Origin of the sequence: Rossellomorea oryzaecorticis (assembly GCF_038405515.1) — a bacterium.
In the GTDB taxonomy this organism is placed as follows: Bacteria; Bacillota; Bacilli; order Bacillales; family Bacillaceae_B; genus Rossellomorea; species Rossellomorea oryzaecorticis_A.
The window spans coordinates 71,548-84,846 of record NZ_JBBYAF010000016.1 but is presented as its reverse complement, the minus strand read 5'-3'; the positions used below and the strand labels follow the sequence as shown (position 1 = coordinate 84,846).

Genomic DNA, 13,299 nt, shown 5'->3' with positions numbered 1-13,299 from the left:
ACCGCTGTTGATTTCCGTGCAAGACTTCGCTTTCCGCGGGCGGCCGGTGAGCCTCCTCGTCGCTGCGCTCCTGTGGGGTCTCACCTGTCTCGCTTCTCCCGCAGGAGTCTTCGTCTTGCACTCCAATCAACAGCTGGATAGCACTAAATTCTACAATAGTCTATCTAAAGTTTTATATGTACTTTCACATTCCTACCATCAAAGCTTTCACTATTTCAATAAATTGAAAGAACAAAAAAAGAAAAGGCACTCGCACCTTTTCTTTTTTTATGGATCCTATTCTCTTCTGTTGCGGCCGTCGATGTGGACGGGTTTCGCAAGGTATTTTATTCTTTCCATGATTCTGGCAGCCTTCAGTTTCTCTTCTTCGCCGCGTTGTGTGTAGGTCAAATGGTGCGTTAATTCATCGAAGTTAAAGTTTGATGTAAAGAATGTCGGGAGATTCTCAAGCATTCTGTACTGCAGGATGGTCCCGAGGATTTCATCCCTTCCCCAGCTGGACATGGTTTCCGCCCCTATATCATCGAGCATCAATACAGGTGCTGTCTTAACCGCATCAAGCTTTTCGTTAAGTGAGTTGTCACCAAGAGATTGCTTGATTTCCCGGAAGAACTCAGGAACATATACAATCATGGAGGCCACTTTATTCTCTGCGAGTTCATTCGCAATCGCCCCAAGGATATAGGACTTTCCTACACCGAACTTCCCGTAAAAATAAAATCCTTTCATCCGTTCTTCAGCCGCGTAATTTTCCACAAAATTCTTTGCCAGTCGCACGGCTTCCAAACGGCTCTTCGAATCAAGTTCAAGAGTGGAGAAAGATGCTTGGAGAATATCTTTCGGTACATAGAGGCTCTTTATCAGCTTTTGGGAACTTGATCTTTCATCGTGTACCACTTTACGGGGGCATCGATGATATTCGATATCAATCGTGTTCCCGCGGATGACCAAATGGGGATCATATCCCTGCATCATATTTTTACACTCCTGAAGAGATGGGCAATCCCTGCATTGCTTGCTTTGAGAAATATATTCGTAGAGCTTCATCAGGCTTTCATTCACCATGTCAGAAGTGACTTGATCACGATGTTTACTGATGAAATCCCTCACATCCTGATTTTCAAGGATTTCTTTTTTCATTTTTTCATAGCGCTGCTGAAATGAATTCGAGGCCGCCAGTTTCTTTAGCGTATTGTTGATTCTTTCCACCTTTTCATTCACCTACTTCCTGAAATTTTTCAGTTCTTCTTCAAGCTTTTTCTTTTCGGCTTCAAAGTCATAATCATCACTCTCCGAAGAAGGGGTTTTCTCCTCCGTACTCCCTCCCTCTTTGAACCACTCTGGAAGCTTTTCTGTCCTGATCGGTTTTCTTCTTTTCGATTTGTTTTCTTTTTTCCCTTGTGCCCATTCTAGGTATTGCTGATGTTCTTTCTTTGCAAGCTCCATTGCTTGTCCAGCTGTCGTGACTTTCTTGCGAGACCAGTGAGAAGCAATCTTCTCCATATACCCTTTGGTGAGTTTCATATCCGTTTTCAGCAGAACGTACTGAATAAGTACATTCATCACCCCGATGGGAAGTTTTTGTGACATCAGGATTTCTTCGACAGCTTGAAGATCGGACTTGGAAGGATTGCTGCCGTTCGAAATATCAGCCAAGACATCCTTAGGTGAGGTCGTTTCGAGATACTCCAGCAGCTCATCTTCCTTCGTAAGCGGCTTGTCCGTTCTTTTCACTTCCCTTTTTGAGGAGATACGGGCTGCCAAATCAGGCAGCTGCTCGCCGGTCTGAAGCTGATACCAGTCCCTTGCTGCTTTTCTGAGCATTTCAAGGTCAATTTCATCTTCCGAATCCACAGCACTTAACACAAGATTTTTCATTTGAAGGGGGTTGATGCCGTACAAATAACTCAGCTTAGTAACCGTTTCTCTTACCTTCACTGTGAAAGCCTTTCTCGGTACCATTGCCTCTGAAAGTCCTGAGAGCAATAATTGAAAATCAAAGTCCACTTCATCCAGCGGCAGGCCTGAACCGTCCTGATATTGAATAAACTGCCTGCCGGAGTCAGCTTCAGAATCTGCATTGGCATCATGCTGCAGGAAGTTGATGTTCTGTTCCGAAGTGAATACATCCTGAAAGGAACGGGTTATTTCACTGTATCGTTCCTTTTCTACAGCCTCATCGGTAAAGAAATTCTTTAAACGCATATAATGGGTCCTGCCGATTTTCTGATACAGATATACATTCAACATCCCATCGTGAAAGAACTCCTGCGGTGAGAGCGGCCGCTGCAATTCATACACAAATCTGCGCTCTCCTTCGCTTTTTTTCTCATATACTTTTAAAAGGCCTATGCCTTCGAGCTTCAATCTTGCTTCATATACTTCCTGCAGATTCACGGAAAGAACGTTCATTAAATGATAATGTGCAGATTCTATTGCCCATAGTCGATTTTCTTCCACCTCACCCCATAAACTCATGAACAAACTATAAGGGGCTGCACCAATTAGCGGCTGATAAAGAAACGTGACGATCTTTCGGTCATAATCCTGAAGCATTCCATTTGTCGCTACGGTATAGTGATCGATCGGCTGTATTTCATTCCAATGCTTCTTCATTGTCTGATTCTACCTTTCAACATAGTAGCTGTTTTCTAGTACTAAAAAGTATGGGGAAAGAGTCAAATAATAAAGAGAAAAAGAGCTAAAGAATGTCTCTTCAGCTCACCGCTTTACTCTTTTTTTATTAACTCTTTTAATTCATCTATAAAGACATTGATATCTTTAAATTGTCGATAGACAGATGCAAAACGTACATACGCCACTTCATCGACTTTTGCAAGCTCATCCATAACCATCTCTCCGATTTTGACAGATTCCACTTCGGATGTTCCCTGGCTTCTGAGCTCCTTTTCGATATTCATTGAGATTTTCTCCAAGATTTCCAGCGGGACGGGCCTCTTTTCACACGCCTTGATAAGGCCCCTCAGAATCTTGTCGCGGCTGAACTCCTCACGAACGCCTTCCTTTTTTACGACAATCAATGGAAGCTCCTCCACTTTTTCGAATGTCGTGAATCGGAAGTTGCACTCTTCGCATTCTCTTCGCCTTCTGATCGAGCGTCCTTCATCAGCGGGACGGGAATCGACTACACGGGTCCCATTATGCTGGCATGACGGGCATTTCATAATATCAGCTCCGTTTTAACAAACTATTACTTTCATCATATTAAAAAGCTGTCATATAAACAAGCTAAATACGGAATTACCGTTATTTTACCTTGGCCAATTGAGTGTTCAGTTTCTGATAGTAATGCCTGATTTGTGCTTTTAATACTGTATATGTACCAAAAATTTTCCCTTTATCCGCACTTACCTTGAAGTCGACCGCTGTTTCAAGGGGGCGGACAGTGATTACGGTTGCGACGATAAAAAGTCGGGGAGTCCCGTTTTTACGGACCGTGATTTCTCCTCGTTCCTTTGATTCTGAAATGACCTCATACTCTGAAGATGAGAACAATTCAAGAACAGCATTATATGCAGCTCCATGCATCGATTTATAATAATGTGAACGCAGTTCCGGATCTTCATGTTGATCGGATGTTTCACATTCTGATTGAAATCTTTTTAACAGGGTTTTTAATCCACTCATTTTACTGCCTCCCTTTATTAATCCTTATTTTACACGAAAAATGGTGAGATGGAAATTGGCGAAGGTGGATGGCGGGGGCTAATGGAGTTTTGAAGTGTGTTTAAGGGAAGAGCAGGTTCGACTTATGGAAATCAATTCGCGAAAATTGTCGTTTTTTGAAAAATGGCAGATATATTGAATTTTTGGCAGATAAAAATTAAAAATGGCAGATAAAATAAAAAAACGACAGATATCCTATCTAAACAAAGCTCCTGCATTTAACAAAGCCCCATCTTTTCCATCCAAGCAGCTCTCAGCCCGCAATCAAGACTGCTTTCAAGGTCATTCCGCTGAAAAAACACATCAAAAAAGAGATGCACCATCATGCATCTCTTTACGATATCACTATTAAAGTGCTTGAGCCTGTGTTTTTTTCACTTGAACAGGACCCATTCCCCTAGGCAGCTCGATTGTTTCACGAGTATCTGCACCAAGAGCATCTGCAATATATTCAGCAGCAATATTAGGATCTAAATCACCGCACGTATATACATCAATACTTGCATAACCATGTTCAGGAAAACTGTGAATAGTTAAATGTGATTCAGAAATGATCACAACACCGCTCACACCTTGAGGAGCAAATTTATGAAAGGCTACCTCACGGACTTCAGCACCTGATTTAAGTGCAGCATCCACAAACGTTTTTTCTATTCCATCAACATCGTTAAGCTTTTCAAAATCGCAGCCCCATAGTTCTGAGATTACATGACGACCCATTGTTTCCATTGATCGTTTCCCCCTTTGACATAATTTTTTTCGTCAAAATGAACAAGTCCCTTCGCAAAATCTTAACTACCACGGGGGAAAGTTAGTCCGAAGAGGTCCTAACCCTTTAAGTAGCTAAATCAGTATTCATTTGCTATTAAGAAGTTCACGAAAAATAGTATACTTTGTTTAAAACCCTTTTGCAATAAATTTATTAAAACTTTTTTTGGAACCTATTACGCCGCTGTTGATTTCCGTGCAAGACTTCGCTTTCCGCGGGTGACCCGTGAGCCTCCTCGTCGCTGCGCTCCTGTGGGGTCTCCCCAACTTCGCTTTTCCCGCAGGAGTCTTCGACTTGTGCTCCAACCAACAGCTGGAACAACTACATCCATGAACCTTTAATAAATGCTACCGCTTGATATTTTGGCCATTTCTACACATTAATGGAAATAGCTAATCAAAAGAAAAGAACGCCCCCGGGAGGACGTTCGAGTGATTTTGCTTATTGTTTTTCTTGGTTCTTTCAAGCGTTCACTTTAGTTTTGACTTCCATTTTTGAGGCTACATATTTCGCGAGGTCGACTACGCGGCAGGAATAGCCCCATTCGTTGTCATACCATGCAAGCACCTTCACTTTGCGGTCGCCCATTACCATGGTCGATAATCCATCAATGATGGCAGAGTGAGGGTTTGTATTGAAATCAATTGAAACTAAAGGTTCGGTCGTATACTCCACAATTCCTTGAAGGGACCCAAGTGATGCCGTGATAAACGCTTCATTGATTTCTTCAGCTGTCACGTCTCTTTTCACATCGACAACAAGGTCAACGAGTGACACATTCGGAGTCGGAACACGCAGAGCCATCCCGTGCAGTTTCCCTTGTAATTGAGGAAGAACGAGTGATAATGCTTTCGCTGCTCCTGTAGTTGTAGGGATGATCGACTGGCCGCAGGCTCTTGCTCTGCGCAGGTCTTTATGTGGATTATCGATATTTTTTTGATCATTGGTGTACGCATGCACAGTCGTCATCAAGCCATTCTCAATGCCAAACTGTTCATCCAGAACCTTGGCAACAGGCGCAAGGCAGTTAGTTGTGCAAGAAGCATTTGAAATAATTGAATGTTCTTCAATATTTAATGCGCTTTCATTTACTCCCATCACAATCGTAACATCTTCGTTTTTACCTGGAGCTGTGAGGATTACTTTTTTAGCGCCGGCTTCCAGGTGAAGACTCGCTTTGTCCTTGGAATTGAATTTCCCTGTTGCTTCGATGACAATATCAATGTCCAGTTCGTTCCAAGGTAATGCTTTTGGATCACGATCACTTAATAATTGAACTCTTTTCCCATTGACGATGATGGCATTTTCTTCAGTAAGTACTTCCGCATCAAATGTTCCATGATTTGTGTCATACTTAATTAAGTGTGCGAGTGTCGTTGCCGGGTAACTTGCGTTAATCGCTACAACCTCTAAGTTATCTTCCAGTATTGCTTTTCTGAAAACCATTCTCCCAATTCGTCCAAAACCGTTAATCGCAATTTTCGCCTTCATAAATCCGGCTCCCCTCTATATTAATGTTATACTTATATGTTTATTAACTAAAAATAGTATAACATATTTGGAGAAATAGTTAATAAGTAATTTGCGGATTTTAAATGTTTTATTATTCTGACAAATGTATATTCTTTTGACTTTCAGAAAATGAGTAGGTAAATAAATAAATCACATAAATTACCGCAGTTGATTTCCGTGGAAGACTTCGCTTTCCGCGGGTGACCAGTGAGCCTCCTTGGCTTCGCCTGCGGGGTCTCACATTGGCCACTTCTCCCGCAGGAGTCTTCGTCTTCCACTCCAACCAACTGCTAGAACCAGTCAAACTTAAAACCGCCACTCTAAAAATATAAAAACCGACAGGAAAGTCCCTGCCGGCTTACGTTAAGTATTATGGTCTCAAGTCCCAATCTTTCAAGATCTTTTCTAGCTGCTTTTCGGTTTCTTCTATTGTTCCGTTGTTGTCGATGACTGCGTCGGCGAGTCCGACTTTGTCTTTGAGCGGGAATTGGGAAGCGATGCGTGATGCTGCTTCTTGTTTGGTGAATTGATTCCGTTTCATCAGACGGGATAGTTGGGTTTCTTCGTTTACATATACGACGATGGTCCGGTCGACCATCCAGGTCAGGTCGCTTTCATATAGAAGCGGGATGTCCATGATGATTGTGTTTTTTCCCGTTTCTATTGCCTGATCTTTCTCTGAAAGCATCAGACCCCGTACAGCAGGGTGAACGATGCCGTTCAATTTCTTTCTCATCTCATCATTATGAAAGACAATATTGCCGAGTTTTGCCCGGTCGATCGTTTCGTCTTCCTTATGAAGTATGCCTTTACCGAACTCCTCTACAATCGCGAGGTAAGCCGGCTGCCCGACCTCGACCACTTTGCGTGCCGCCAGATCGGCATCTATTATTGTGTAGCCTTTTTGGTCAAGCATATTCGATACGGTACTCTTGCCGCTTGCGATACCGCCTGTTAATCCTAGAATAATTGCCATGATCTCTACACTTCCTATTCTCTTAAAAACGCAAAATCCCTATAAGTATCAATAACACCCCCGGCAGGAAAGAAACCCGTTGGACCCATTTCAAATGGGAAAAGAACTGCCCCATCCGCAAGCCCGAAGATAAGAAAATAAAGCTCATGCAAAGAATGGCCACTGCTAATAGAAGAGGGGAAAAATCCAATAGCGCAGCTCCGATCCCAGCTCCGAATGCATCCAGCGACAGTGCGATACCGAGCATGAATGCTTCGATTCCAGTAATCGTCCCTGAACGGTCAAAGTCCGCTGTCAGTGGTCTCCTCAGAATTTGAATGACCAAACCGATCGACTTAATCTCAAAGTTAATAAGCGTCTTTTCTTCTGAAGGTTGCTGTTCCGTCCCTTTTTCCGGCCTGAAAAACTGATACAGGACAGCGGCACCAATCGCGACCAGGATGAGCCCGCCGATTCTGCCGGCCCAAACCGGGGTTATGAGTGATTGAATGGCCCCGCCGACCATCATGGCAGCTAAAAGGGAACTTGCCGAACAGATAGAGATGATACTGATTGATTTTAAAGGAATTTTTACTTTTCTTAATCCGTAAGTTAAACCGGTGCTGAAGCTATCAAGACTTACAGCAAATGCAAGAAGTAACAAGGAGAATGTTTCAGTCATCTATAAGCCCTCCCAAAAATCATTACAATACTATATGGCAAGGGCTTATCAGATGTTAAATGTCTTCAGGCTTATTCAGCTTTTTTGGCAGCGGGGGCAATAATGTGTCCCTCTCCCTGCTGACACCTTCTTTTCAATGGGAGTGCCGCAAATTCTGCAGTCTTCGTCTTTTCGACTGTACACAAACAGATTTTGCTGGAACATACCCATTTGTCCCTGTGAATTGACATACGACCTGATCGTGCTTCCACCCATCTCGACGGCTTCCTTTAATGTCTCGATGATGCAGCGGTGCAATTCGTTGATTTCTTTCCTTGTTAGTGATTTTGCTTTTCGGTCTGGATGAATGCCTGCTCTGAACAATGCCTCATCTACATAAATGTTTCCGAGGCCCACCAAAACCGCTTGATCCAATAAGGCAGCTTTTACAATTCGATCCGTTTTCTTTAATTTCTGCTGAAGATATTGAACGGTAAAGTTTTTGTCAAAAGGCTCAGCACCCAATTGAATCAGGGGGCGATGCAGAAGTTCTTCGCCTTTTTTATAAAGGTGCATCGTTCCGAATTTACGGACATCCCGATATCTCAGCTCTGTCCCATCGGTAAAATGAAAAATGACATGGGTATGTTTTTCAATTGGATCACGCTCATCAAACAGGCCATATTTTCCTTCCATCCTTAAGTGCGATACAAGGGAAACCTCATTCAAATAGAAAATCAAGAATTTCCCTCTCCGCCCCATTTCAAGTATTTCCTGTCCCTTTAGACTGTGAATGAATTCATCGGTCTCTTGAGGATGTTTGATCATCTTAGGCCAGAAGACAGAAACTTCCTTTATCTTTTTTCCTATAACGAGCAGCTCCAATGTCTTTCTGACAGTTTCGACTTCAGGAAGCTCAGGCATATTGGGCACCTCCTAAAACTTGATTATTTGGCATCGTACCAGGTAGGCCCATAAGAATAATCCACCTTGAGGGGGACTTCCAGCTCCATTGCGTTTTCCATCACTTCAGGCACAATTTTCTTCAGTGTTTCAATCTCTTCTTCAGGGCACTCAAAAATCAATTCATCATGCACCTGTAATAATAAACGGGATTGAAGGTTTTCTTCTTTCAGGCGGAGCGCCATATCAATCATCGCTTTCTTGATGATGTCAGCTGCACTGCCCTGGATCGGTGTATTCATGGCGGTACGTTCGGCAAAACTTCTCAGATTGAAGTTTCTGCTCGTGATTTCCGGGAGATAGCGGCGGCGGTTCAGCAAAGTCGTCACAAACCCCTTCTGCTTCGCTTCTTGAACGATATCGTCCATATACTCTTTGACTCCCGGGAAGCTTTCTAAGTATTTCTTAATGAACTCGCCGGCTTCCTTACGCGTAATATCAAGACTCTGCGATAGTCCGTAGTCACTGATTCCATATACAATACCGAAGTTGACCGCTTTCGCATGTCGTCTCATATTGGAAGTCACTTCATCCTTTGCTTTACCGAAAACATCCATCGCTGTTTTCGTGTGAATGTCCATGTCATTCCGGAACGCTTCGATGAGTTTCTCGTCTCCCGCGATATGAGCAAGCACCCTCAGCTCGATTTGAGAGTAGTCAGCTGCAAACATCACCCATCCTTTTTCAGATGGAATGAAAGCCTGACGTATCTTTCTTCCTTCTTCAAGCCTGATCGGAATGTTTTGCAGATTCGGATCAGTCGAACTTAAACGGCCTGTTTGAGTCAATGCCTGGTTGAATCTTGTATGAATTTTCCCTGAGTCCTCATGTACCACTTTCAAGAGTCCTTCTAAATAAGTGGACTGAAGCTTTCCTAATTGACGGTAATGCAGAATATAATCAATGATTTCATGCTTGGATTGAAGCTTTTCAAGTACATCAGCGGAGGTTGAATACCCGGTCTTGGTTTTCTTCACGACGGGCAGTTCCAGTTTCTCAAACAGGATGACCCCAAGTTGTTTTGGAGAATTGATATTAAAGCTTTCCCCAGCCAATTCGTGTATTCTCTTCTCGAGCTCTTCAATCCGGTTCCCGAGTTCCTCTCTCATATCGATTAAGCGCTGCTGATCGACTTTTACCCCTGTGTGCTCCATTTCTGCCAGGATCAGGGCTAAAGGAAGCTCCAGCTCATTAATCAACTCTAGTTGCTCATTATCCTCCAGTTCTTTTGTGCAGACAGATTTTAGTTCATGCAGGGCAGCCGCTTTTCTCGCCAAGTGCTCTGATAGAACATCTCCTGCAGGTACCTTTTGTTTGGCCCCTTTGCCGTATACCGATTCATCGGTGTCCACGACAGGAAGTCCGTGCGCTTTCGCGATTGCAGCAAAATCATCACCTGAAGCGGATGGGTTCAGAATATAGGAGGTCAATAATAAGTCAAATTTGATTCCTTTTATGTCAATGCCGTGCCTTTTTAAAGAGACGACGGTCTGTTTCGAATCATATACGTACTTGCTCTTGTTATCATTCTCTGCCCATTTTTTAAAGTCTTCCGATGCCAGTGCGGTTTCCAGTGTAAAGAAAAATGTACCTTTATCGTTGTGAAGGCTCAATCCAATGATCGACCCGAGATGATAGTTGTCTTCAAGCATCTCGATATATAAAGAACTCTCATTTGCAAGATGCTTTTCCTCCACTTTTTTAAGTATTTCATAAGAGATTTCTTCCAGATCCTGTGTTTCTTCCTGAGGTGTTTCACCCATTTTTTCGAGCAGGGAATTGAATCCCAGATCTTTGAATACTTCTTTCAGCTTTGATGTATCCATTCCGTCATAGCCGAGCTCTTCCACTTTGACCTCAATCGGAGCTTCTCTGAGAATGGTGGCGAGTTCCTTGCTCATAACGGCTGATTCTTTGTTTTCCTCAAGCTTTTCCTTCAATTTTTTACCGCTTACTTGATCAATTGATTCAAGAAGCTCTTCAACCGAGCCGAATTCTTTCAGGAGTTTAATCGCTGTTTTTTCCCCGACACCCGGAACACCTGGGATATTATCGGAACTGTCCCCCATCAATCCCTTCATATCAATGATTTGATCCGGGGAAATCTCCCATTTTTCCTTGATGTGGTCAGGAGTATAAACTTCCAGGTCCGTGATTCCTTTTCTTGTGATGCATACGGTCGTTTTATCCGTACTGAGCTGAGTCAAGTCTTTATCTCCCGAAAAGATTTTCACTTCATAGCCTTCTGATTCCGCTTGAAGGGAAAGCGTCCCGATGATGTCATCAGCTTCGTAGTTTTCCTTTTCGTAGCGTTTAATGCCATAAGCATCAAGAAGCTCCCTGATATATGGAAATTGTTCTGACAGCTCAGGAGGCGTCTTCTGTCTCCCTCCTTTGTATTCCTTGAAGGTCTTATGTCTGAAGGTGGTCTTACCTGCATCGAAGGCAACCAGGATGTGAGTAGGTTTTTCGTCTTCCAAAACCTTCTGCAGCATAGTGGTAAAACCGTACACTGCATTTGTATGTACACCTTTATCATTATTCAGTAAGGGCAGGGCAAAAAATGCTCGATAAGCAATACTGTTCCCATCAATTAAAACTAACTTTTTCGTCATAAAAGGACCTCCTCTAAAAGGGTAGAGTACATTTTCACTTTTTATTTATGCCAGCCTGGAATGGCCAGCTATTTTCTATGTCATCCTCTTTTATTCTATCATGCCAAAGGGAGAAAGGAAAAAGAGGGAAACGGCAAGAAAAAAATAAGCCCTTCCGGGGGAGGAATCTCCTTGCCGGAAGAACTAATGATTATTCTGTATAACCCATTAACAATCTGGCATACGGCGAATCTGAAGGTAAAATGATCACGGTTTTCTCATCTACCGTCTTCTTGTACGTCTCTAACGTTTTAAATAAATCATAGAAATCAGGATCTTTCGAGAATGAATTATTGTATATCTTCGCTGCCTCGGATTCTCCTTCAGCACGAATGACATTTGCATCGGCACTTGCTTTTGCTAGAAGTTCTTTCACTTCCCTGTCCGTATCGGCTGTGATCCTCTGTTTCTCTGCATCACCCATCGATAGATATTCCTGGGATTTCGATTCACGTTCAGAAATCATACGGGTATAAACAGAGTTTTCATTTGCTTGGGGCAGGTCGGTCCTCTTCATCCGGACATCTTTTACGACGATTCCGTATCCATCCTTTGCGAGCAGTTCATTTACTTTCTTGGTGATTTGATCATTGAGGCTCCCCCGGGAGGACTTTTCATCATCGATGATCTGATCATATTTCAAACGGCCAAGCTCTGAGCGGACAACCGAGTAAATAAACTCTTCCATCTTTGTTTCAGCATTCACGACTGTTCTCGCATTCTTGATCATCTTCAGCGGGTCTTCTATTCTCCAAACTGCAAAATTATCAATCAGAATCCTTTTTTTATCCTTCGTATTGATTTCTGCTTCAGTGACATCGTAGGTCATTTGATGTTTTGGCAGCGTGGTAACTGATTGAATGAACGGAATCTTCACCTTCAATCCGGGATCCTTATCGATTCTGACAACCTCACCGAATTGTCTCACCACTTTGTATTCACTTTCTTTCACAACATAAAGGCTTGTGAAAAGAAGAAGGATAGCCGCTAAGATAATGATGAGGAAAATCCCCAGTTTCCGGTACCTTTTCCATTCAACCGGATCTTTCTGGTGTGATTTAATATCAAAGACGTTTTGATCAGCCATTACTCCTCACTCCCTTCCTGCTTTACCGGCGGTGTTTGATTTTCAAGCTGTCTGATAGGGAAATACTTAAGTGTATCGCCATTATCCTTCATGATATAGATTTCAGCATCAGGCAGCACATTTTCAAGCGTTTCGAGGACCAGACGCTTTCTGGTTATCTCCGGATTGCTTTTGTATTCCGTATAAAGCTTATCAAAGACAGCCACATCACCGCGGGCTTGCTCAACGCGGGCAATTTTATCACCTTTCGCTCTATAGATGATGGCATCTTTTTCACCCTTCGCTTCATTCGTCCGCTGATTGCGGTATTTTTTCGCTTCGTTTATTTTGGTATTCATTGTTTCACGTGCGTCGGTAACAGCTGTAAAAGCACTTCGCACCTCTTCATTAGGCAGTTCAACGTCCTGCAATTTGACTGCAAGGATGGAGATTCCGATATCATATTCATCAATCAAATCCGTTAACAGATCTCTTACATTCGCTTCGATTTCTGCTTTACCCGATGTCAGGGCATCATCGATAAGCGAACTTCCGATTATACTTCTTAAGGACGCTGAAGTCGCATCATACAGGATTTCTTTTGGGTCATCTGCATTATATAAGTAATTTTTCGGATCAGTGATTTTCCATTGAACAACGAGGTCGGCAAGGACGATATATTCATCACCCGTAATCATTTTTGTCTCTTTCGGGAATTCCTTTATTTTTCCATCTTTCTCCTCATATCCAAACTGAAGACTGAACGTTTCTTTAGAAAGCACTTCTACAGATTGCATGGGCCAAGGCATTTTAAAATGGAGACCTGGTTCAACCACTGGTTCTCCCGCTTCTCCGAATGTCAATACGAGCGCTTGCTCAGATTCATCCACCGTGTACCAGGATGTCACTAATACAAGAATTAATATAAGAGCGGCAATTACCATTCCGGTAATCATATAAATACGTTTCAGGCTCATAATACTCCCTCCCCTTTCTATTACAATCAACCTTTCTCTATACTATTGGCCGACT

General features: G+C 42.8%; 12 protein-coding genes. All 12 read right to left on the bottom strand.

Annotated features, from left to right (window positions below; all coding sequences use genetic code 11):
* Nucleotides 1–276: 276 nt before the first annotated feature.
* A complete protein-coding gene (dnaI, locus tag AAEO50_RS10055) occupies nucleotides 277–1,209 on the bottom strand; it encodes a primosomal protein DnaI (RefSeq protein WP_341983107.1) in 933 nt (310 codons plus the stop codon).
* Between the two features lie 12 nt (nucleotides 1,210–1,221).
* The gene (locus tag AAEO50_RS10050) at nucleotides 1,222–2,616 is read right to left on the bottom strand and encodes a replication initiation and membrane attachment family protein (protein WP_341983095.1); all 1,395 of its coding nucleotides are present in this window, start codon (nucleotides 2,614–2,616) and stop codon (nucleotides 1,222–1,224) included.
* 113 nt (nucleotides 2,617–2,729) lie between these two features.
* A complete protein-coding gene (nrdR, locus tag AAEO50_RS10045; RefSeq protein WP_341983093.1) occupies nucleotides 2,730–3,185 on the bottom strand; it encodes a transcriptional regulator NrdR in 456 nt (151 codons plus the stop codon).
* A gap of 82 nt (nucleotides 3,186–3,267) precedes the next feature.
* Complete coding sequence (locus AAEO50_RS10040) at nucleotides 3,268–3,648, bottom strand: cytosolic protein (protein WP_341983091.1); 381 nt, start codon at nucleotides 3,646–3,648, stop codon at nucleotides 3,268–3,270.
* 387 nt (nucleotides 3,649–4,035) lie between these two features.
* Entirely contained in the window at nucleotides 4,036–4,416 is a 381-nt protein-coding gene (gene speD, locus AAEO50_RS10035; RefSeq protein ID WP_341983089.1) for an adenosylmethionine decarboxylase, read from the bottom strand.
* A 502-nt stretch (nucleotides 4,417–4,918) separates the two neighbouring features.
* On the bottom strand, nucleotides 4,919–5,947 hold the full coding sequence (locus AAEO50_RS10030) for a glyceraldehyde-3-phosphate dehydrogenase (protein ID WP_341983087.1): 1,029 nt from the start codon (nucleotides 5,945–5,947) through the stop codon (nucleotides 4,919–4,921).
* A gap of 391 nt (nucleotides 5,948–6,338) precedes the next feature.
* Nucleotides 6,339–6,944: a dephospho-CoA kinase gene (gene coaE, locus AAEO50_RS10020; RefSeq protein ID WP_341983086.1), complete on the bottom strand. Its 606-nt coding sequence runs from the start codon at nucleotides 6,942–6,944 to the stop codon at nucleotides 6,339–6,341.
* Between the two features lie 22 nt (nucleotides 6,945–6,966).
* Nucleotides 6,967–7,605, bottom strand: coding sequence for a sporulation membrane protein YtaF (gene ytaF / locus AAEO50_RS10015; RefSeq protein WP_341983084.1), 639 nt, complete (start codon nucleotides 7,603–7,605; stop codon nucleotides 6,967–6,969).
* Nucleotides 7,606–7,680: 75 nt separating this feature from the next.
* Nucleotides 7,681–8,508, bottom strand: coding sequence for a DNA-formamidopyrimidine glycosylase (mutM, locus tag AAEO50_RS10010; RefSeq protein ID WP_341983082.1), 828 nt, complete (start codon nucleotides 8,506–8,508; stop codon nucleotides 7,681–7,683).
* Between the two features lie 23 nt (nucleotides 8,509–8,531).
* Nucleotides 8,532–11,162 (bottom strand): DNA polymerase I, encoded by a 2,631-nt coding sequence (gene polA / locus AAEO50_RS10005; protein ID WP_341983081.1) that lies wholly within the window; start codon nucleotides 11,160–11,162, stop codon nucleotides 8,532–8,534.
* A 190-nt stretch (nucleotides 11,163–11,352) separates the two neighbouring features.
* Nucleotides 11,353–12,288, bottom strand: a complete 936-nt coding sequence (locus AAEO50_RS10000) for a protease modulator HflC (protein WP_341983078.1) — start codon at nucleotides 12,286–12,288, stop codon at nucleotides 11,353–11,355.
* The gene (gene hflK, locus AAEO50_RS09995) at nucleotides 12,288–13,247 is read right to left on the bottom strand and encodes an FtsH protease activity modulator HflK (RefSeq protein ID WP_341983104.1); all 960 of its coding nucleotides are present in this window, start codon (nucleotides 13,245–13,247) and stop codon (nucleotides 12,288–12,290) included. The genes AAEO50_RS10000 and hflK overlap by 1 nt, the downstream gene beginning before the upstream one ends.
* Between the last annotated feature and the right edge of the window lie 52 nt (nucleotides 13,248–13,299).